This window comes from Paenibacillus sp. FSL R7-0312 (assembly GCF_038004445.1).
Taxonomy (GTDB): domain Bacteria; phylum Bacillota; class Bacilli; order Paenibacillales; family Paenibacillaceae; genus Paenibacillus_AQ.
This window is the reverse complement of sequence record NZ_JBBORE010000001.1, coordinates 6957876-6980203: the sequence shown is the minus strand read 5'-3', so window position 1 is coordinate 6980203 and position 22328 is coordinate 6957876. Positions and strand designations below refer to the sequence as shown.

Below are 22328 nucleotides of genomic sequence, written 5' to 3'. Positions count from 1 at the left end.
GGAGCGGTTTTTTAACATGAAGATCCCTAAATAATCTCTCTTCAGAGATACAATATTGAGATTAATACCCAACTTTGTGAAACCAAGGACATGGTTTCAGCGTTTAAACTAGTATGACAGTCCGGAAGTAAAGACGGGAGGAGACAAACATGCAAACGCTGTATTTGGGCTGTTTGGCGCTGGGCATTATTTTTGCTGTAGTCAGTGTACTTGTAGGCGACCTGATCGGAGGCGCTCTGCACGGGGTTTTTGACTTCGTATCTTTTGATTTCGTCAATCCTGCCATCTTGGCGGGCGGAGTAACGGTGTTCGGCGGAGCGGGGGTACTGCTTAGCCGCTACAGTGGACTGGAAGATGGCGCAATTCTTGCCTTGTCCCTGCTGATTGCGGCTTTTATGGGAGTAGTGCTGCATCTTGTTGTCGTGAAGCCAATGAGGAACAGCGAAATGTCGAACGGATTCTCAATGAATGAGCTGCCGGGCAGAATCGGCGAGGTTACCGTCCCGGTACCTGCTGCAGGCTACGGAGAGATTATGGTAAAGTTCGGCGCTGGTAACAGTCTGCATACGGCGGCCAGCTTTGAACAGCATCTGCTGCCGGCCGGTATCAAGGTTGTAGTTGTGGAGGTCCGCGAGGGGGTAGCCCTTGTGTCAGAATTCGAAGAGAGAAGAGGAGAGGATTCTTAATGTTCGGTATTCCTGATTTTTTGTTTATTCCTGCAGTCGTTGTGGCTGTATTATTTGTACTCGGTATTGCGTTCTGGGCCCGTTACAAAACGGTAGGACCTGATGAAGGGATGATCGTTACCGGCTCCTTCCTGGGCAGTAATCATATCTCAGATGACGGCTCCGGCCGCAAAATCAAAATTGTCCGCGGCGGCGGTGCGTTCATTCTGCCGGTCTTTCAGAAGGCAGAGTTCATGTCACTGCTCTCCCATAAGCTCGACGTGACGACCCCGGAGGTCTACACCGAGCAGGGTGTTCCGGTTATTGCCGATGGGGTCGCGATCATTAAGGTGGGCAGCTCGACCGAGGATGTAGCTACGGCAGCCGAGCAGTTCATGGGCAAGCCGATTGAGGCGCTGAAGAGCGAAGCCCAGGAAGTACTCGAAGGCCATCTGCGGGCGATACTCGGTTCAATGACCGTTGAAGAGGTCTACCGCAACCGGGACCGTTTCGCCCAGGAGGTTCAAGGTGTTGCAGCCCGTGATTTGAAGAAGATGGGGCTGCAGATCGTCTCGTTCACCATTAAGGATGTGCGTGATAAGCACGGATATCTGGAAGCGCTGGGTAAGCCGCGGATTGCCGCAGTGAAGCGGGATGCAGAGATTGCTGAAGCCGAGGCTGTGCGGGATGCGCGGATTCAGAAGGCCAATGCCGAAGAGCAGGGGCAGAAGGCAGAACTGCTGCGTGATACCAATATCGCCGAAGCCTCGAAGGAGAACCAGCTGAAGGTAGCGGCGTTCAAACGTGATCAGGATACCGCCAAAGCGGAAGCGGACCAGGCGTACCATATTCAGGAGGCGCGGGCCAAGCAGACGGTGGTTGAAGAGCAGATGAAGGTCGAGCTGGTCCGCAAGGAACGCGAAATTGATTTGCAGACCAAGGAAATCCAGGTTCGCGAGAAGCAGTATGATGCGGAAGTGAAGAAGAAAGCGGAAGCTGACCGTTATGCGGTGGAGCAGGCGGCGGAAGCCGACAAGGCCAAGCGGATGCGTGAAGCGGATGCGCTGCAGTACAGTATTGAGACTCAGGCTAAAGCGACCTCCGAGCAGAAACGTCTGGAAGGGCAGGCAGTCGCGGATGCCGAACTGGCCAAGGGTAAGGCAGAAGCGGAAGTTATCCGGCTGCGCGGTCTGGCCGAAGCGGAAGCCAAAGAGAAGCTGGCGGAAGCCTTCCAGAAGTTCGGCGAAGCGGCGGTGCTCGATATTATCGTCAAAATGCTGCCGGAGCTGGCCGGGAAGATTGCCGAGCCGCTGGCTTCCATTGATAAGCTGACGGTTGTGGATACCGGCAACGGGGAAGGCGCGGCCCGGGTCAGCAATTATGTGACCCAACTGATGGCGACGGCCCCTGAGATGCTGAAAAGCGTGTCCGGCATTGATGTCGAAGCGCTGATCAAAGGGTTGACCCAAACCAAAGGCAAGCCGGAGCTGGCAGCATCTGCCGAATATACCGGAGCGCCAGTAACCGCCCTCCCGGGTAAACCGAAACCGGCCGTATTACCATCGGCCGCCCCGGTTGAACAACCAGAGGAATAATAGCGTATCACGGAGGTATGGCCGGCAGGTTTAACCGCCTGTCATACCTTTTTTATAGAAATACCGCATTAAGAAACGGAGGTGCAGGCATGGAGCTCATTTTGGATAATATACGCAAGAGCTTTGACGGTAAGGAAGTGCTGAAGGGAATTGACTTCACCTTCGAGCAAGGCAAGATTTACGGGCTCCTGGGACGCAACGGTGCCGGCAAAACCTCGCTGTTCAACTGCCTCAGCGGTGAGATACGCATGGACAGCGGCGGGGCGTTTCTGCGGCGGGAGGAAGTGAGTCTTCCGCTTCGCGAAGAGGAGATCGGCTACGTCTTTTCCCTGCCGATTCTGCCGGATTTCTTAACGGGTTATGAGTTTGTGAAGTTCTACATGGATATCAATAAGGATAAAATAGAACCGGGCAGAAGTATCGAAGAGTATTTTGATATCATCCGTTTTGAGGAGGAGGACCGCCACCGCCTGATTAAGGGCTACTCCCACGGGATGAAGAACAAAATTCAGATGCTCTGCTTCATCATTTCCCGGCCGCCGCTGATTCTGCTGGATGAGCCGCTGACCTCCTTTGATGTGGTGGTCGCGCTGGAGATCAAGAAGCTGCTGCGTGAGATGAAGCAGAAGCATATTATTATTTTCTCCACCCATATCCTGCAGTTGGCTGCCGATCTCTGTGATGAGCTGGTAATTCTGAATAATGGCTCGCTCCGTGAGATTCCCGCGGAAACGCTGCGCAGTCCGGAGTTCGAGGAGCAGATTATCGCGCTGCTGAAGGATGGAGACCATGATTAGCACGCTGAGGGCGATCATGGAGATTCGCGGGATGTCCGGCGCTAACCGGCTGATGTTCTATTTCAGAAAAATCCCCGTTATCGGCAAGCTGGTACCGGCTTCAGTCTATTCTGAGACGGCGCTTAAGCAGACTTTATCGGTAATCGTCTATATCCTCAAAGCCATCTGGGCCTTCTTGTCCAAGTTTGCCTATTTGGGGCTTATGGTCTATTTGCCCGTAAAGCTTGCAGGCAGTGAATTAACCTTAACGCTTTCAGCACAATATCAGCTGTACCTGCAGGTCCTGCTCTGTTTAAGCTTTCTGGTCGCTGCGGTTTCCAGCGCGGTTATTCTGGAGCCCAAACGGGACAAGTATATATTCGTGAAGCTAATGAGGCTCCCTGCGGAGAGATATATGCGTGTTACGCTGGCGCTGCGCGGGATCAGCTTTGCGGTTACGTTTATCCCGGCGATGATGGTCTTCGGGAATCTTCTGGGGGCTCCGCTGTGGCAGGGAGGTGTTCTTGCTCTGCTGCTGACCTTCTGGCGTATTGCCTGCGAGGCCCTGCATTTGTGGTTTTTTGATAAATACGGCATTGTGGTTGTCAAAAAAACTAGCTGGGTCTGGACCGCCATTGGTGCAGGATACCTGCTGGCTTATGTACCTCTGCTCCCGGGATTTGCGTTGGTGGACAGTTCTACGTTGTTCAGTCTGCCTCTGGTGCTTGGTGTGACCGTGCTGGGAGCCCTCTGTGCAGTCTACATCGCCCGTTATCCGGATTACCGCAATGCAGTGGATGCCGTGACCAAAATTGATGATCCGCTGCTGGATATGGGACGCATGATGAAGGAGGCACGGGTGAAGGATGTCGCAACCCGGGAGCAACAGTACACGGCGGAGCAGCTGAACCACGGACGATTCGCAGGCAAAAGCGGGTATGCTTATCTGAATGCGATATTTTTCTCGCGCCACCGGCGGTTACTCATTCATCCAGTGCAGCGGCGCCTGGTGATTATTGGCGCACTCTTCGCGGCTGCATTGCTGACGCTGCTGTTCTCGGAAGCAGCTTTTAACAGAATGGCCCATTATCTGATCAGCGCTTTGCCGACCTTTCTGATCCTTATGAATTACACCTCCATCGGTGAACGTGTCTGCAAGGCTATGTTCTACAACTGTGATCTCAGTCTGCTGCGTTACGGGTTCTACCGCGAACAGTCGGCGATCCTGAGCAACTTTCGGATCCGGCTGCTGCGCATCAGCCTGCTTAATCTGATTCCGGCTGCCGCGATCTGCCTGGCGGTGAATCTGCTGATCCTGCTGTCGGGTGAGAGCTGGGGCGCTGCGGATGCGGTTATCTTTTGCGTGATTATTGTGGCCCTGTCCCTGTTCTTCTCGGTGCATCATCTGTTCATGTATTACATCTTCCAGCCGTACAGTACCGAGCTGAATGTGAAGAATCCGTTCTTTACGATTGTGAACAGTATCGTGCTGGCAGCCGGTTTTATAGCCATGCAGTTCAAGAGCGAGCCCGGGATTTTTGCTTTTATTGTAGTGCTCTCTGCTGCTGTCTATATGCTGGCGGCCCTGATATTGGTCTACAAATTCTCAGGCCGGACGTTTCGGGTGAAATGAGTCCCAGGCTCTTTGCCGCACACTTCTAATTTGAGATTCTTGATGTTATGATAGTAGCTCAAGGTTAATCTTCACATGCTGATACGTGTATCGTGCTGCCAAAATAGATCGGGTATCCAGAATTAAAAGAGGTGTCGCAAGTGAGCAGCAGCATAACAGTGGGCAAGGTACTCAATAACAACGTTATCATTGCTGAGCATCCCCAGTATGCCGAGGTAGTGGTCATTGGCAAGGGTATCGGCTTCAACCGTAAGACACGGGACCGGATCAACCTCTCTTCTGTGGAAAAAATGTTCATTCTGCGGAGCCAGGAGGAGCAGGAGCAGTATAAGCAGCTGGTGCCCCAGGTGGACGAGAAGCTGATTGAGGTGGTCCAGGAGATCGTCCTGCATATTATGCAGAGCAGCCGGCAGGCACTTAACGAGCATATCCATATCGCGCTCACCGACCATATTTCCTTTGCCATCCGCAGGAGTGAACAGCATATATCCATACATAACCCCTTTCTGTACGAGACCCGGGAGATCTATCCGGAGGAATACAGGCTGGCGGAATATGCAGTGGACCGGATTAACGAAGCCATGAAGGTATCACTGCCGCCGGATGAGATCGGATTTGTGGCGCTTCACATTGTCAGTGCACTCAGCAACCGGCATATCTCGGAGGTTAAGCAGCACTCGCAGCTGATCGGCGACATGGTGGGACTGGTGGAGGATAACCTCGAATACCGCATTCCGCGTGATTCTTTGGACTATTCACGTCTGGTGACTCATTTGCGTTTTGTGCTGGAGAGGCTGCGCCGGGGGGAGACTGTACGTGAGACTTCGTCCCTTGACGGGCTGATGAAACGTGAATATCCCGAGATGTATATGCTTGCCTGGAAGCTGACCAAGGTTATCGAACAGCGCGTGCATATCCCGGTATATCCTGCCGAGGTGAGTTATCTGACGATTCATCTGCAGCGTCTTGCCCAGAAGAAGGAAGATGAATCCGGTATGGAACAGCAGGACAGCATTTAGCCTGTTAATTAATGCTTGCAACTTCAAATTATCGGTGCTACAATGATCCCTGTTATTAACAAAACAGAATACAAACGTGTAACTGATACGATCAGGCATGAGTGATTTACAGTATTATGGTTGTCTAGCCCCAACTCGGGGTAATCTAACTTTAGCGTTAGGCGACAACCTGTGTACTGTATTGCTCATGCCTTTTTTGGCTTCTGTTTGAACGAAATCAACGATTAAGGAAGTGACCTCAATGTTCAAAAAGTTATTTGGCGTTTTGCAGAGAGTTGGTAAGGCGCTAATGCTCCCTGTTGCCATTCTGCCTGCTGCTGGTCTGCTGCTCGGCATAGGGAACATGCTCGTTAATCCGGATTTCCTGCAGTATGTTCCGGCGCTGGAGAATGATGTGGTACAGGCGATTGCTACCGTATTGATGAATTCGGGGCAAATTGTATTTGATAATCTCTCCTTGCTGTTTGCAGTCGGCGTAGCCATCGGGCTGGCCGGAGGCGAAGGTGTAGCAGGTCTTGCGGCTATTATCGGATTCCTGGTTATGAACGTAACCATGGGTACGGTGGTCGGCGTCAACGCATACGTGCTGACCTGGAAAGATTTCTCGTATTCCAGTGTTCTGGGGATCCCCACATTGCAGACAGGGGTATTCGGTGGTATCCTGGTTGGGATATTGGCCGCATCCATGTACAAAAGGTTCTTCCGTATAGAACTGCCGTCCTATCTCGGCTTCTTCGCGGGTAAACGTTTTGTACCGATTATGACTGCGGTGACTTCCCTGATTCTCGGTCTTGCGCTTACTCTGGTATGGCCGCCGATCCAGCACGGTCTGAACTATGTATCGCAGAGTATGATCAACACCAATCTGACGCTTTCAGCCTTTATCTTCGGGGTTATCGAGCGTTCCCTGATTCCTTTCGGCCTGCACCATATCTTCTATTCACCGTTCTGGTATGAGTTCGGAAGTTATGTAGACAAGGCTGGAGATCTGATCCGTGGTGACCAGAGAATCTTCATGCAGCAGCTTCGTGACGGTGTGGATTTCACAGCCGGTACATTTACCACTGGTAAATATCCGTTCATGATGTTCGGACTTCCGGCAGCCGCCCTTGCGATCTATCATGAGTCCAAACCTGAGAACAGACGGGTTGTCGGAAGCTTGATGATTTCTGCAGCGTTGACTTCCTTCCTGACAGGTATTACCGAGCCGCTGGAATTCTCATTCCTGTTCGTTGCTCCGCTGCTGTTCGCTGTACATGCGATATTTGCTGGTCTTTCCTTCATGACCATGCACATCCTTAATGTCAAAATCGGTATGACCTTCTCCGGCGGGTTCATCGACTATGTGCTGTTCGGCGTCATTCCGAACCGCACAGCCTGGTGGCTGGTCATTCCGGTAGGTCTGGTCCTGGCAGTGATTTACTACTTCGGATTCCGCTTCGTTATCCGCAAGTTCAACCTGAAGACTCCGGGCCGTGAAGAGGCATCGGACGACGAGGAAGAAATGAGCACGGAAAGTGTATCCAAGACCGGCGACGATCTGCCGCGCAACATTCTGTCTGCTCTGGGTGGCAAAGAGAATATCACACATCTTGATGCTTGTATTACCCGCCTTCGTGTCGAAGTGAAGGATAAAGCAGGCGTTGACAAGGGCCGATTGAAGAAACTTGGTGCTTCTGGGGTTCTGGAAGTGGGTAACAACGTACAGGCGATCTTCGGAACCCGTTCGGACACGATCAAATCGCAGATTCAGGATGTCATGAACGGACGGACACCTGCTGCTGCTCCTGTAGCGCCGAAGCCGGAGCTTGAGCAACAGGCCGGCGAGCAGAGTGAGGCTATTATTGCCGAGGATATCGTATCCCCTGTGAACGGTGAGCTGATGGATATTACACTGGTTCCCGATGCGGTCTTCTCGCAAAAGATGACCGGTGACGGCTTCGCCTTCCTGTCCGATGACGGCAAGATTGCCTCGCCGGTATACGGCAAGGTATTCAATGTCTTCCCAAGCAAGCATGCGATCGGCATTATGTCCGACGGCGGCAAGGAAGTGCTCGTGCATATCGGTGTCAATACCGTTAAGCTTAAGGGCCAGGGCTTCACTGTACTGGTAGAAGAAGGCGATCTGGTAGCTGCCGGGCAGCCGATCATGGAAGTGGATCTGGAGTATGTGAAGGCCAATGCACCTTCGGTCATTTCTCCGGTGATCTTCTCCAACCTGCCTGAAGGCTCTTCGGTCACCCTGAAGAAACCGGGCAAAGTAGTCATCGGTGATAAGGATATCATCACCATTCAGTAAAATGTGCAAAGGCGAAGCGCTTCCATTATAATTATAGGGAGCGCGGCCTTCACCATAAGCAACTATCCTAATTAATAGAAAGCGAGTTGGATATTATTATGCAAACAACTTTCAGAATCATTGACGAAGATGGAATTCACGCACGCCCGGCAACAGCGCTGGTAAATACAGCTACAAAATTCAAAGGCACTGAGGCTTTTGCGGAAGCCAAAGGCAAAAAAGTAACTCTTAAATCCATCTTGGGCGTTCTGTCCCTGGGCCTTGAAGCAGGAGATACCCTGACCCTTATTACTGAAGGCAGTGAAGAAGCTGAAGCCCTCAGCGCACTGCAGGAAATTATGGTTAAAGAAGGGCTGGGAGAAGTTCATGAGTAAAATTTCAGGAATCGCGGCTTCCGCAGGTATTGCAGTAGCCCGTGCCTTTATCCTGGAACATCCGGACTACACCATTACCAGAACAGCGGTCACGGATGTGGACGCTGAGCTTGCGAAGCTGAATGATGCGCTGGATAAATCCAGAGGCGAACTGCAGAGCATCAAAGAGCGCACACTGGCAGAGCTTGGCGAGAAAAAAGCAGAGATCTTCGAATCTCATCTGCTGATTCTTGATGATCCCGAGCTGATTACGCCTGTAATGGATAAAATCCGCGAGGAATCGGTAAATGCGGACTATGCCCTAAATGAAGTAGCCACCCAGTTTGTAGAAATGTTCCAGAACATGAAGAGCGCGTACCTGCAGGAACGTGCAGCCGATATGCGTGACGTAACCAAGCGCGTACTGAACCACCTGCTCGGCATTCACTATGTGAGTCCGGCAGAAATCAGTGAAGAGGTTATCGTGATTGCACTGGATCTGACACCTTCTGATACGGCACAGCTTAACCGGAATTTCGTTAAAGGCTTCACAACCAATATCGGCGGACGTACTTCCCATTCCGCGATTATGGCCCGTTCCCTGGAAATTCCGGCTGTAGTAGGCACTAAGAACGTATTGTCTCTCGTCAAAGCAGGGGATCTGATCATCGTTGACGGTCTGAACGGCGATGTGCTGATCAACCCGACAGAGGCTGAAGTCGCTGAATACACCGCGAAGCAGGAAGCTTATAATCTGCAGATTGCCGAGTGGAAGAAGCTGCGTGATGAACCAACTGTATCGGCTGACGGCAAGCATGTAGAGCTGGCTGCCAATATCGGTACACCGAATGATGTAACGGGTGTAATCGAGAACGGCGGCGAAGGCGTAGGCTTGTACCGTACTGAATTCCTGTATATGGGCCGCGACAAGCTGCCTTCCGAAGAAATTCAGTACAATGCCTACCGCAGCGTGCTTGAGAACATGCAAGGTAAGCCGGTAGTTGTGCGTACACTGGATATCGGCGGTGACAAAGAGCTGCCGTATCTGGATCTGCCGAAGGAAATGAATCCGTTCCTCGGCTTCCGTGCGATCCGTCTGTGTCTGGACCGTCAGGATATCTTCCGCACCCAGCTGCGTGCCCTGCTCAGAGCCAGTGCCCACGGTGACCTGCGGATTATGTTCCCGATGATCGCGACGCTCGGCGAATTCCGTGCAGCCCGTGATCTGCTGCTGGAAGAGAAGGCCAAGCTGCGTGAAGAAGGCAAAGAAGTATCCGATAACATCCAGCTGGGCATCATGGTTGAGATTCCTTCGACCGCAGTACTGGCTGACCAGTTCGCCAAAGAAGTGGATTTCTTCAGTATTGGTACGAATGACCTTATCCAATATACAATGGCTGCGGACCGTATGAATGAACGGGTATCCTATCTGTATCAGCCATACAACCCGGCAATTCTCCGTCTGGTCAAAATCGTCATTGATGCAGCACACGCCGAAGGCAAGTGGACCGGCATGTGTGGTGAAATGGCCGGCGATGCTACAGCGATTCCGCTGCTGCTCGGCCTTGGCCTGGATGAATTCAGCATGAGTGCAACCTCCATTCTGCCGGCTCGCAGCCAGATTGCCAAGCTGTCTGCTGCAGATATGAAGGAAATGGCTGCCCAGGCGCTGCAGCTCGGCACTGCCGAGGAAGTAGCGGCACTTGTGCAAAGCCGTGTGAATTAATTCGTTTTTGGTTTTCTGTTTGAGGCAGTTCCACTTTTCCAACTACTTTAGCCGGTCTCCGATACAGGAGGCCGGTTTTTTTTGAATTGTGATCATGCATCCACTTCAGCAAGAACGGAACCGCCCTTTCCGGCAGCATTATATATAATAAGTCCATCACTTCCGAAGGGTGGAATTATTTTTGCAGAAATTCAGTGCCTCGCAGCTTTATATGTTCATGGTGTTTATGATGTCATTAGCGGGCAGCACCATATTTACAACCTACAGCATTTATTATGTTACTGAGCTAGGGTTAAATCCGTTCCAGCTCGTACTGGTTGGAACGGTTCTAGAGATAACAGTGTTAGTGTTCGAAGGTATAACAGGTGTTGTAGCAGATACATACAGCCGTAAGCTGTCGGTTATTATCGGAATGTTCGTGCTGGGAAGTGCTTTTGTATTGGAAGGGTGTATTGTCTGGATGATGTACCCGGCCTCCATGCTGCCTGCATTTGCCTGGCTGCTTATGTCCCAGATGCTGTATGGCATCGGCTGGACGTTTGTCAGCGGGGCGGACACGGCCTGGATTGTAGACGAGCTGGATGAGGAGCAGACGGGGGCGATTTTTATGCGTTCCAAAGTATTTGCGCTAAGTGCATCACTGCTGGGCATTGCTGTCAGTGTTGGATTATCACTGCTTGCGCCGAATATGCCGTTTCTGGCAGGAGGCGCTGTCTATTTCATACTTGGGCTGGTATTAATCCGTTATATGAAGGAAACGGGCTTTATCCGGCGGGAGCGTGAGCCGCACTCCTCACCAGTCCGTGAACTGGGCAAGACCTGGGTAAGCGGCGTATCCGTACTCAGACATCACCCCCTGCTTCTGCTGCTGACCGTTGTAACATTATTTAACGGGGCTGCGTCTGAAGGGTATGACCGCCTGTGGCAAATCCACCTCATCGATGAAATCGGCTTCCCGGATGCCTCCGTGTCAATGGCGGTATGGTTCGGCCTGATCAGTGCAGCGGCAACAATTTTTGGGATACTGGCCGTGCGTTTTGCCGGGAAAAGAATGGATCTGCTCCTGGAACGAAGGATCTCTGCCGCATTGTTCATACTGACCTGTATCCGCATGGGCTGCATTCTGCTGCTTGCGCTTGCGCCGAATTTCACGGCCGCGATCTTTGCAGTGCTTCTCCTGGGGGTGGCCGGTTCCGTGAGCGATCCTATCTATACTACCTGGCTGAACTCGAAGCTTCCAAGCCGGAACCGGGCCACAGTCCTGTCGATGATTAGTCAATCGGATGCACTCGGCCAGTCCGCAGGCGGTCCGGTTGTTGGTTATATAGGCAGCCGTATCTCGATCAGGGCCTCCATTCTGGCTGCCGGATTCCTGCTGCTTCCAATTCTGGCGTTGTTCGGAAAGGTCATGCGTAAACGCTAAAAGAAGCAAAACAACATTTAACAGTTGTTATTTGGCAGTAGGACAAGTATACTTCCGGGTAGATTCGCAGCGACCACCTCATGAGCTTAAATACCCGGGACTTCATGCCGATATAGGATATAGCAAGCAGATGCTATTCTACCCCGTAACCCAAACCTGTGAACATAATGTTACATATTATAAGATGAACCGTGAGTAAGAATTCTCAGCAATACCCGCTTGCAGAGCTGTGCAAGTATTAGTTTGGTGATATATGGAAATAGCTTGGTTGTAATAGAGTGATCAGTTTTCGGCCGGATGGCAGAGAGCATTAGGATGGTGAATAGAAATGAGCAGCAATTATATAAATGCAGAATCAGTAATGGAGACCTATGAAGGCAAAGACCTTGGATTAACGTATTCTGCGGAGTACAGTATGTTTAAAGTCTGGGCACCGACTGCGTTTGCAGTATCGCTGGTGCTGTATGCTACCGGCGGGAATGGCATATCAGCCGGCCATACCGGAGATTACAAGGACAGTGGCAGGATTATCAACATGCAGCGCTCAGACGGCGGGGTCTGGGAAGTCAGGGTTTCCGGTGATCTTAAGGGTAAGTATTATATGTACCGGGCTGTATTTGCGGACGGAAGCATCAATGAAGCTGCAGACCCCTATGCAACGGCTGTATCGGCTAATGGTCTGCGGACGGCGATCATCGATTTGCAGGATACGAATCCGGCTGGTTGGGATCAGGATACTTCCCCTGTACTGGCGCATCCGGCCGATGCTGTAATCTATGAGCTGCATGTACGTGATTTCTCGGCTCATGAGAGCTCGGGTCTTACCCATAAGGGGAAATTCAAGGCGTTCACTGAGATGGGGCTGCGGGATGCTGCGGGTCATGCACTGGGCATAGATCATCTGGCTGAGCTGGGGATTACGCATGTGCATCTGCTGCCGGTATTCGACTTCCAGACGGTGGATGAGCTGAAGGCTCCCGGTGAAGCACCGCTGTCTCCGCTATTCACAGACTACAACTGGGGCTATGACCCCCAGCACTATAATGTGCCTGAAGGCTCGTACAGCACAGACCCAGCCAGTCCGCCTACCCGTATCCGTGAGTTCAAGGAGATGGTGCAGGCCCTGCACAGCCGTGGTATCTCTGTCATTATGGATGTGGTCTACAACCATACGTATTCTTTAGAAAAAGGACCCTTCCAGCCGCTTGTACCGGATTATTACTACCGCCATGACTATAGCGGCCGGCTCTCCAACGGATCGGGTGTCGGTAATGAGCTGGCGACAGAACAGCCGATGGTCCGCAAATATATTAAAGACTCCTTGACCTACTGGGCATCAGAGTATCATATCGACGGTTTCCGCTTTGATCTGATGGGATTAATGGACAGTGTGACCATGCGCGAGATCACGGAAGAGCTGCGGCTGGAGATTAATCCGAATCTGCTGCTCTACGGTGAGCCCTGGACAGGCGGAGACTCTCCGCTTGCCACCAAGACCCTGAAGGGTGTGCAGCGCGGGAAAGGTTATGCCGTCTTCAATGATAACTTCCGCTCTGCCCTCAAGGGAGACAGTGACGGCTGGGGCAAGGGCTTCACTACCGGAGAATACGGTAAAGAAGGTGCGGTTGCTTCCGGGATCAAGGGAGCCATACATGAGTTCACCGATTCGCCTGTAGAGACAGTGAACTATGTAACGGCACATGATAATCTCAATCTGTGGGACAAAATTCTCGCTACCCAGGGATTACGCCAGGAAGCGCGTTTACTGGAGCTTGAGAATGGCAGGCTGCGGGGCGGCGGGGATCTGGAAACCGCTGTGGAGCAGGCTGATCCGTATTTCGCGATTGATACCCTGGATGTGCTGGAGAATGAGACTGTACGGCGTTCTCTGCTGGCTAACGGGATTATCCTGACCTCGCAGGGAATACCGTTCCTGCACGCCGGAGATGAGCTTCTGCGCAGCAAATACGGTGACCATAACAGCTACCGCAGTCCGGACTGCATCAATGCCATCCGCTGGGAGAACAAGAAGAAGTTCATTCCCGTATATCAATATTACAAAGGTCTGATTGAGCTGCGGCGGGGACATCCGGCTTTCCGGCTGCATGGACGTCAGGAGATTGAGCGCAGTCTTGAGTTCCTGCGCTGTGACAGCGGAGTCATTGCCTATGTGCTGAAGAATCATGCCGGCGGCGATGGTTGGAGTAATATTGTCGTAATCTACAATGCAAATAGGGGACCGGTAACCCAGTGTCTGCCTGAATCCTCGGGCTGCTGGAATATCGTTGTTGATCATACTCATGCTGGAGCGGAAGCTTTCCGGCAGACGGAGAACGGCAATGTTGAAATTGCCGGATTGTCGATGATGGTGCTCTACGATAAATACGGCGAGCCTGAACCGAGATCGAAGGTAGTGGAAGTTCATTATGAACGGCCGGACGGCGATTACCGGGGCTGGAATCTCTGGGTATGGGGTACAGGCATTCAGGATGGACAACGGGACTTCCAGCACATGGAGGACGGTCACGCGGTGGCGCGGATCGAAGTGCTGCCGGGCACGGCGTCTATCGGGTACATCCTCCGGCTGAATGACTGGGAGGAGAAGGACGGTGCCGGAGACCGCTTCATCGACTGCTCCGGCAGCGAGGAGCAGGTGTTGAAAGTAACCGTACGGGAACGTAAGCTGGAGCACGACGGTGAGGCGGCTGATCCGCTGCAGCGAACCAGTTAGATAGAATAAGAGCTGATCTGTTCCGTCCCCCGGGGGACGGGCAGATCAGCTTTTTTTTATAAGGCACATCATAAAAATTCACTTATCAGGGAAGTCTGTCAAATTTATTTTCTTGGGCATCGATTAAGGCGAGCTTGTAATTGATCTTTTCCAGCATTTTGATCATCCGTGTTAATTGTTCCTCCACTTTGCTCTTTTGGGTGAACAGCATCGTTTTTCTCAGGTGCAGTGTACGATCTCCGCGCTTATACAGCTCAACGTATTGTTTTATTTCTGACAGAGGCAGCCCTGTCGAACGAAGAGCCTGAACCGTCTCAACGCACTCGATGTAGTGATCGTTGAATTGGCGGACCCCGTTTGTATCCCGGTCAACAGCCGGCAATACGCCTTCCTTCTCATAATAACGCAATGTATATGCGGTAATGCCCGTTTTCTCAACGATATCCCTAATCGTATAAGCCATAAGATGTTTCACCGCCTATTGAATGTTAGAGTGACTCTAGTATATTTTACATTCCGAACTTGCCTCCAGTCCATAATATCCCCTATTTAATAGGATGAATCTATGGAATTTGACTTAGAGCCGCTTCAATCCGCTAAGCTGAAAGAGCAGCAACAAACTAATGAGGAGGATGTTCAATGCCCAAAACAGTACTGATCACCGGGAGTTCGACCGGACTGGGAAATACAACAGCGAAGAAGTTTGCGAATGAAGGATGGAATGTGATTGCGACGATGCGCAAACCGGACCAACGCTTGACTGAGGAGAATCCCGAACGGATTTTCGTCACCGAGCTTGATGTTACTAAGCCCGCTTCCATCGAGGCGGCCATTGCGGCTGGGATCAACAGGTTCGGCCGGATCGACGCTGTTGTGAACAACGCCGGAGTCAGTATTCTCTCGATATTTGAGGCAACACCCATGGACATTGCCCGCGGAATTTTCGAGACGAATGTCTTCGGTGTCATGAACGTCATTCAGGCAATCACCCCTTATTTTCGCGAAGAAGGCGGCGGCACAATCATCAATATCACTTCAAACGTAGGTTTTGCATCCAACCCGCTTCTGGCTGTATATGTCTCAACCAAGCATGCCATTGAGGGGCTGTCCGAATCACTCTCGTACGAGCTGGAATCGCAGAATATCTCCGTCAAGCTTGTGGAACCAGGAGCCATGGTTACTACGAATTTCTCGTCGAACACCATGGCCGCAACTCAAAACCTGTCCGTTCCGGAAGCGTACAAGGCTTATTTTGAACAGATGATGAACTGTATGCTGGACTATCCGTTTGAGAGTTCAGATGAGAATCAGGCTGCAGATCAGGTGTATGCCGCTGCATGCGATCCGTCTGACCGGCTGCGCTATCTGGCAGGTCCGGACGCTGAAGAAACAGCTAGATTGAGATGGTCCCAGTCGGAAGAGAAGTACATGAAGACCATGCGGGAGCTGTTGGGGCAAACGGCGTGGCGAAATGGACAAGCTAACATTCAATAAGGAATAATAATCTGCTTCACAAAGGATGGTTGGAGAATGGAGGAAAAAGTACATCCGGAACTTCAAAATATGTTTTCCGGTTTACCAAAAGTTGTATATACGCGAGAGAATTTGGCAGCACAGAGGAAAGAGATGCAGGAGTTTACTGCCGGAATGGCGGCATCGCTGCCCTTTAATGATGAAGTCCTGATCTCAGAAAGAAAGGTTCCAGGTGCAGAAGGAGAGCCGGATGTCCGCATTAAAATATACGAGCCCAGAGTGAAAAATCATACTCTCCCGGGTGTCTTATATATTCACGGCGGAGGATATATTCTGGGGTCCGCCGATATGATGGACTTTACCCTGCAGCAGCTGGTATCAGAGCTAGGGTGTATCATCGTTTCTGTGGATTACCGGCTGGCTCCGGAGCATCCGTTTCCGGCTCCTCTTGAAGATTGCTATACTGCACTCACCTGGTTCTCCGAAAACGCAGAATCACTGGGAAGCGATTCATCCAGAATCGCAGTATTCGGCCCAAGCGCCGGCGGCGGATTAACGGCTGCTCTCTCCCTGCTGGCAAGAGATAGAAACGGCCCTCCGATTATGTTTCAAATGCCCCTCTATCCGATGCTTGACGATCAGCTCCTTACAAGGTCCAGTAACGAAATAACAGATGAAAGAGTATGGAACAGAGCCAAAAGCCAATTGGCTTGGGAAATGTACTTAGGAGAACAAGGCCAAGAATCCCCGTATGCCGCTCCGGCACGGGCAGACGATTTGTCAGGACTTCCGCCCACATACACCTGCGTCGGTGACTTAGATCCGTTTCGCGATGAAACCATTCAGTATGTGTTAAGGCTCACGCAGGCGGGTGTGCCGACTGAATTTCATTTGTACCCCGGATGTTTTCATGGGTTTGAAGAATACTTTCCTTCTGCGGAGATCAGCCAAAGAGTTGTGAAAGAATATTGCACGGCTTTAAAACATGCCTTATACAAAATACAAATGAACAGCTGATTTCTTCAGCATAACAGATAGAGGGGGCGCATTCGCTAAGGAATGCGCCCCCTCTATCTGAATGGCTTAGGCTATTTCGGCTGGCGAGTGTATTCTTCATCCACATTCTCGCTGTACAGATTGGCCTCATTGCCGCCATGATTCTTGGAGCGGTACATGGCCAGATCAGCGGCGCGGAGCAGATCATTGATGCTGCTGCCATGCTGCGGATAGAGGGCTACACCAATGCTGGCAGAAGTATGGAAGCTGGAGCCTTTGTTGACCGACCAGGATTTATTGAACAGCTGGAGCAGACGCGCCAGCATTTCATCGAGCATTTCCGGACTTGTGAACCGGTGCAACACCACCGCAAATTCATCACCGCCGATGCGGAACGCCTGGCCTGAGCCCTTAACGGTCTGCTGCAGCTCCCGTGAGAGCAACTGCAGGAATTCATCCCCTGCCAGATGCCCCAGCGTATCATTCAGCTGCTTGAACCGGTCGCAATCCAGCAGGGCTACGGCAATCTCCTGCCGGCGCTCCTCCGGCTGGTTAATCAGATTCTCCATGTACATTTTGAAATGGGCCCGGTTGGGAATGGCAGTCAAATGATCATAGAAGGCCAGCTTGTGCAGCCGTTCCTCATATTGCTTGCGCTGGGTAATCTCACGCGATACCAGCATGAATTGTGCAGGGAAAGCCCGGCTTCCCGGAATAGGTGTGACTTTGGTCTCGAGCCATACCCAGTGCCCTTCTGCCGAACGCATACGCAGCTCGGAAATCCGCGGTGAAGCCTGAACTACACTCTTCAGCTTGGCCCAGGAAATCTCGGCTTCGCGGATATAATTGGAGAGAGGGGCGCCCTTGCTTGGAACATACCCAAGTACACTTGAATGAGATGGGGATGCGTACAGGATCAGGCCATTGTGATCGGTCAAAATAATGAAATCGGACATGGTTTCGCCGATCAGCTGGTATAGTGATTTCTCTTCCAGCATTTCATTCTGCAATGATATGAGTCTGCGGCAGAGATAAATGATAACCAGGACAAGCAGGAACAGGAATACTGAATAGACGGCGAACAGCGAGCTTTTCAGATTCTTGAACTCTAGAATAACCTGCCGGGCATAGCTGTCGATCAGATCCTCGGCGGTATCCAGCGTCCCCCTTACCTCGGTGAGCTGGGTATGTACGGCCAGCGGGGAGTAGGCCGCAGGGTTCCAATCACTCTGGACCCGCTGCGAGATCAGTTCCCTTCCGCTATCCTTCCAGAGCTTAAGTGAGGTCTCGAACTGCTCCAGCTCGCTTCCCAGCTCATCCAGCAGCAGCTCACTCTGCTTCATTCCACTGTATGGACTCTCTACAGAATCCAGATTATAACGGGCAGTGCTGACCCGCTGCTGCGCCTGGGCATTATTGTCCTCGAACTCCTGAGAGAGCACACTGCGCTGCGCATCCGTTATATTGCCGCTGAGGGAAGTCTGGAGCGCGATGGCAGACTGATGCAGATCACGGTCGGCATTCAGCACAAGCTCGGAGTTCTGGTATACATCACTGTATAAGGAATCCGATAGTTTATTCATCGTATAATTCAGATATAACAGGGAGGCAACGCTGATGCCAACCAGAAGTACGGAGATGGAGGTGAATAATAGGATTAATCTGCGTGTACTTGTGATCTCGGAAAAAACTGCCACTGTCATCCTCTCCCCGCATAGAACTTTACGAATCTCATTGGTGTACCTTGGGTGCATGCGGAACTTATCCTTATGCGGCAAATGGCTGTTTGCTGGCAGATAAAGAGAGATTATGTTAGCGAGTCCTAAAAGCAGGGGAAGAAGGAGGGAAATGAAAGAAAAAATCCCGGTTTAACCGCGGTTTCTTTTCACCAGTATATAGGACTACCTTCATAGAGAGCAATTGCTGAAAAAAATAATAAGCCTCATCATCTCCTGCTGCCGGATCTACGGGTCGTCAAGCGAACCGGGAAACCGGGAAGGAAATTGCTTGAGACATATGACGTGCTACTTTTACGAAGATATATGTATAACTAACTACTATAAGTATTCTACCCTTGAGACCTATTACCCACATTTATTGCAAACGATACCCCTCCCGGGATTAATTAAAAGTTAATTTTGCTGAAACGGCTTAGTTTACCCGGAAAGGGTGGATGGAACAGGAAAATCCGCCAGCCTCAACCAATCTGAGACGGACGGATAGAGTAAATATGATATAACCAGGCTCGTTAATACAGGAAGGCTACTCGGTTCGCAGCGCGTAGATTGGCCGCATTCTGGCTGCCTTGTTAGCCGGGATCATTCCGAAGACAACCCCGATGATCAGGGAGAATGTGAAGGAGATCAGGACCATGTTCCAGGATGTCGCCACATTCATGGTTGTATATTTCCCCACGGCCCAGCTGGCACCAAGCCCCAGCCCGACTCCGATCAGGCCCCCTGTTCCGCTTAAGACTACAGACTCAATCATGAACTGCATCATGATGTTGATTTTTTTGGCCCCGATCGCTTTGCGGATTCCGATCTCCCGCGTCCGCTCGTTAACGGAGACAATCATTATATTCATGATTCCTATGCCGCCGACGAACAGGGATATACCGGCAATGCCGCCAAGTGCCATAGAGAGCGTATCACTGGTCTCGTTCACCGTTTCCAGCATTTCCTGAGAATCGAAGACAGAGTAGGAGTTCTCCGCACCGCTGAATTTGGCATCGAGAGTAGACTCCAGCTCGGTTTTCACATCCTCCACATTATCGTTGGAAGTAGTTGTGATCGTAATCGAGCGGACACCCTTACTCTGCAGAAACCGTTCAGCGGTTGAGATAGGAATCAGAATCTTCTCGTCGCTGGAGCCGCCGCTGGTTGAGCCTTTGCTCTCCAGCAGACCGACGATCTTGAAGCTGCTTCCATTGAGCTGTACCTTTTGACCTACAGGGTCATCCGTGCCGAACAGATCTTCAGCCGTATCTGTTCCGATCAAGGCTACCTTTTGACGGTACTCTGTATCAATCTCCAGCAGAAACCGTCCGGCTTGCACATGGAAATCCTGGACCTCCTCATAGGCAGGTGTTATCCCTTCAACGGATACTGAAACGTTCTCGGTCCCATTCTTGGCGGTAACATTCCCCGTGATTACAGGAGATACATTCTCCACCCCTTCAATCTCTCCAAGTGCCAGAGCTTCCTCGTAGGTTAAGGAAGTCGTCGCCCCGCGTCCCATAATGTTAACCGTCAGCTGGTTGGTTCCAAGAGAGCTTAAGGATTCCGTAATCTGCGAAGTCGTTCCCTGGCCTACCGAGACTAGGGCGATTACGGAGGATACACCGATAATGATGCCCAGCATCGTGAGGAAGGCTCTGATTTTACTGCTGAGAATACTTTTAAAAGCCATTTTCATACTCTGATACAGCATCATGAGTGGGACACCTTCCGATCCTCCACGAGATCCCCGTCCTGAATGCGGATGATCCGTTTGGCCTGCTCGGCGATTTCGAGGTCATGCGTGATTAGAATAATGGTATGTCCCTGTTCATTAAGCGCTTTGATCATCTCCAGAACTTCCTTGCCCGTCTTGGAATCAAGCGCACCAGTCGGTTCATCGGCAAGCAGGATAGGAGGGGTGCCGGCAAGGGCGCGGGCGATTGCCACACGCTGCTGCTGGCCCCCCGACAGCTCGGACGGAAGATGATCAATTCTGCTCTCCAGACCCACACTGACCAGAGCATTGCGGGCAATCTCTCGGCGTTCCCGGTGAGACATTCCCCGGTAGATAAGGGGCAGCTCCACATTCTCTACTGCCGATAATTTCGGCAGCAGATTGAAGTTTTGAAAGATAAAGCCGATTTTCTCATTGCGGATCTGGGCCAGCTTGTTGTCGGACAGCTTGCGGATTTCCTGGCCGTCCAGGAAATAATTACCCTCATTCGCGACATCCAGGCACCCCAGCATGTTCATCAGGGTCGACTTGCCCGAGCCTGAGGGTCCGATGATCGCAACAAACTCACCGTATTCGATGTTGAAGGTCAGGTCCTTGAGGATCACCATTGATTCTCCGGCCATTGTATAGCTGTGCTGCATGTTCTGAACCCGGATTAACGGTTCGGAGGTGCTCATCGTCCGCCACCGCCTCCGGAGAAGCCGCCGCCCGTCATTCCGCCGCCAGCTCCGCCGCCAGTGAAGCCGCCGGTCATTCCGCCGCCGAAGCTGCCGCCCATACCGCCTTGCATCTGTGTCTGCTGGGTGGAAGTGTTGCCTGTAGAGATCACAGTTGGAATGATCACTTCATCCCCTTCATTTAAGCCGCTCACGATTTCGATATTGCTCTCGTTATGAATACCCACCTCAACGGCAACCCGTTTCTGGCCGGATGCTGAGCTTGCTGCGGTTCTGCCGCCGGATACGCCGCCCGGGAATTCACCGCCGCCGTAACCGCCGCTGCGCATGCCCCGGCCGCCTGTCTGACCTTCTCGGCCTTGCCATTCACCGCTAGGTGGGCCGCCACCCGCATCACCGCTCGGAGCCTGACCGCCTGCCGCATCAGAGCTAGGAATCTGGCCGCCCACCGCATCACCGCTCGGAGCCTGACCGCTTGCCGCATCAGAGCTAGGAATCTGGCCGCCCACCGCATCACTGCTCGGAGCCTGACCGCTTGCCGCACCGCTGTCCGTTGCCGCGGATTCCCCGCCTTCGGTCACAGGTACATTCACGTAATATTTGCCATTCACTTCGGATACCGCCTCGATCGGCACGGTCAGAATATCATTTTTCTCTTCAATGGTAATCGCGACTTCTGCGGACATGCCGACCAGTACTCCCTCAGAGTCATTCAAGCCTACTGTGACATTGAACAGGGAGACGCCGTTTGAGGAGGTTCCTTCCTTGGCGATATCAATAACCTTGCCGGCAAACTCTTTATCCTCAAGCGCATCCAGCGTAATCGTTGACACCTGATCCAGTTTGATCTGAGGAATATCCAGTTCATCCACCTGTACCGTTACGCTCAAATTAACGTAGTCAGTCATGGTGAACAGCTCTGTACCATTCTGAGCCTGTTCGCCGTCCGTAATATTTACAGCTGTGATCGTTCCGTCGATAGGAGCCGTTAACGGATCTGGCGGAACCATATCCTCATAGATGGCAGCAATGGAATCCTGTTGATCTACAATATCGCTTTTGGCTTTATCAATGGCTGTTTTTGCCGATTCCAGCTCTTCATCTGTAGCATTATTCATCGCGATCGTTTTGTAGTTTTCCTGCTTGTTCGTAAGCTCTGTTTTGAGGTTCTCCAGCGATTTGTTGGCTTCCTTCAGCTTGTCGTCGAAATCGCCCGCCACAAAGGTGATCAGCACATCGCCTTTTTTGACGACATCGCCTTTTTTAACCATGACTGTATCCACTTCACCGGCTTCTTTGGTGCGGATGCTCTCACTGTTGATTGCCGAAACTGAGCCGGAGCCGGAGACACCGACGAGGATATTTCCCTTGGTCACCATAGAAGTATTCATTGGAGCGGCATTGACCTGCGGGTTCTGATCCGGCCACAATACATAGCCCAGAATTCCTGCAATAGCAATAACAACAACGGCTGAGGCGATAATCATTTTCTTCTTCTTTTTCATT

Annotated in this window: 17 protein-coding genes; 12 read left to right on the top strand and 5 right to left on the bottom strand. The window is 51.6% G+C overall.

All coding sequences use genetic code 11. From position 1 onward, the window contains the following. Window positions 1-149 precede the first annotated feature (149 nt). From MKX70_RS30260 to pulA, 10 genes are all read left to right on the top strand, one after another. Window positions 150-686 carry a hypothetical protein gene (locus MKX70_RS30260; protein WP_042234082.1) on the top strand — a complete coding sequence of 179 codons (537 nt, stop codon included), beginning with the start codon at window positions 150-152 and terminating at the stop codon, window positions 684-686. Continuing rightward, on the top strand, window positions 686-2260 hold the full coding sequence (locus MKX70_RS30255; protein ID WP_042234084.1) for a flotillin family protein: 1575 nt from the start codon (window positions 686-688) through the stop codon (window positions 2258-2260). Before MKX70_RS30260 ends, MKX70_RS30255 begins: the two co-directional genes overlap by 1 nt. 89 nt (window positions 2261-2349) lie before the next feature. Further along, on the top strand, window positions 2350-3057 hold the full coding sequence (locus tag MKX70_RS30250; protein WP_042234087.1) for an ABC transporter ATP-binding protein: 708 nt from the start codon (window positions 2350-2352) through the stop codon (window positions 3055-3057). Continuing rightward, window positions 3050-4669 (top strand): hypothetical protein, encoded by a 1620-nt coding sequence (locus tag MKX70_RS30245; RefSeq protein ID WP_340841452.1) that lies wholly within the window; start codon window positions 3050-3052, stop codon window positions 4667-4669. Before MKX70_RS30250 ends, MKX70_RS30245 begins: the two co-directional genes overlap by 8 nt. 140 nt (window positions 4670-4809) lie before the next feature. Further along, the gene (glcT, locus tag MKX70_RS30240; RefSeq protein WP_042234091.1) at window positions 4810-5688 is read left to right on the top strand and encodes a glucose PTS transporter transcription antiterminator GlcT; all 879 of its coding nucleotides are present in this window, start codon (window positions 4810-4812) and stop codon (window positions 5686-5688) included. A 241-nt stretch (window positions 5689-5929) separates the two neighbouring features. After that, a complete protein-coding gene (ptsG, locus tag MKX70_RS30235) occupies window positions 5930-7987 on the top strand; it encodes a glucose-specific PTS transporter subunit IIBC (RefSeq protein ID WP_042234092.1) in 2058 nt (685 codons plus the stop codon). 98 nt (window positions 7988-8085) lie between these two features. Further along, window positions 8086-8361 (top strand): HPr family phosphocarrier protein, encoded by a 276-nt coding sequence (locus MKX70_RS30230; RefSeq protein ID WP_039309348.1) that lies wholly within the window; start codon window positions 8086-8088, stop codon window positions 8359-8361. Further along, the gene (gene ptsP, locus MKX70_RS30225; protein WP_042234094.1) at window positions 8354-10066 is read left to right on the top strand and encodes a phosphoenolpyruvate--protein phosphotransferase; all 1713 of its coding nucleotides are present in this window, start codon (window positions 8354-8356) and stop codon (window positions 10064-10066) included. The genes MKX70_RS30230 and ptsP overlap by 8 nt, the downstream gene beginning before the upstream one ends. 181 nt (window positions 10067-10247) lie before the next feature. Then, window positions 10248-11489, top strand: a complete 1242-nt coding sequence (locus MKX70_RS30220; RefSeq protein WP_340841451.1) for an MFS transporter — start codon at window positions 10248-10250, stop codon at window positions 11487-11489. A 328-nt stretch (window positions 11490-11817) separates the two neighbouring features. Then, window positions 11818-14220 (top strand): type I pullulanase, encoded by a 2403-nt coding sequence (gene pulA, locus MKX70_RS30215; protein ID WP_340841450.1) that lies wholly within the window; start codon window positions 11818-11820, stop codon window positions 14218-14220. 85 nt (window positions 14221-14305) lie between these two features. On the opposite strand, the gene MKX70_RS30210 is transcribed toward pulA, so the two are convergent. Continuing rightward, window positions 14306-14683 carry a MerR family transcriptional regulator gene (locus tag MKX70_RS30210; RefSeq protein ID WP_039310237.1) on the bottom strand — a complete coding sequence of 126 codons (378 nt, stop codon included), beginning with the start codon at window positions 14681-14683 and terminating at the stop codon, window positions 14306-14308. 176 nt (window positions 14684-14859) lie between these two features. Between MKX70_RS30210 and MKX70_RS30205 the strand changes: the two genes are divergently transcribed. Further along, the gene (locus tag MKX70_RS30205) at window positions 14860-15714 is read left to right on the top strand and encodes an SDR family oxidoreductase (RefSeq protein WP_340841449.1); all 855 of its coding nucleotides are present in this window, start codon (window positions 14860-14862) and stop codon (window positions 15712-15714) included. Between the two features lie 36 nt (window positions 15715-15750). Then, the gene (locus MKX70_RS30200) at window positions 15751-16710 is read left to right on the top strand and encodes an alpha/beta hydrolase (protein ID WP_340841448.1); all 960 of its coding nucleotides are present in this window, start codon (window positions 15751-15753) and stop codon (window positions 16708-16710) included. A gap of 71 nt (window positions 16711-16781) precedes the next feature. Here the strand turns inward: MKX70_RS30200 and MKX70_RS30195 are convergent, their stop codons facing one another. The 4 genes from MKX70_RS30195 to MKX70_RS30180 all read right to left on the bottom strand — a co-directional run bounded on the left by MKX70_RS30195 (window position 16782) and on the right by MKX70_RS30180 (window position 22327). Beyond that, window positions 16782-18386 (bottom strand): diguanylate cyclase domain-containing protein, encoded by a 1605-nt coding sequence (locus MKX70_RS30195; protein WP_340841447.1) that lies wholly within the window; start codon window positions 18384-18386, stop codon window positions 16782-16784. A 565-nt stretch (window positions 18387-18951) separates the two neighbouring features. Further along, window positions 18952-20124: an ABC transporter permease gene (locus MKX70_RS30190; protein WP_042234098.1), complete on the bottom strand. Its 1173-nt coding sequence runs from the start codon at window positions 20122-20124 to the stop codon at window positions 18952-18954. Further along, window positions 20121-20822, bottom strand: a complete 702-nt coding sequence (locus MKX70_RS30185) for an ABC transporter ATP-binding protein (protein WP_042234100.1) — start codon at window positions 20820-20822, stop codon at window positions 20121-20123. The genes MKX70_RS30190 and MKX70_RS30185 overlap by 4 nt, the downstream gene beginning before the upstream one ends. Next, window positions 20819-22327, bottom strand: a complete 1509-nt coding sequence (locus tag MKX70_RS30180) for an efflux RND transporter periplasmic adaptor subunit (RefSeq protein ID WP_340841446.1) — start codon at window positions 22325-22327, stop codon at window positions 20819-20821. The genes MKX70_RS30185 and MKX70_RS30180 overlap by 4 nt, the downstream gene beginning before the upstream one ends. Window position 22328 lies beyond the last annotated feature (1 nt).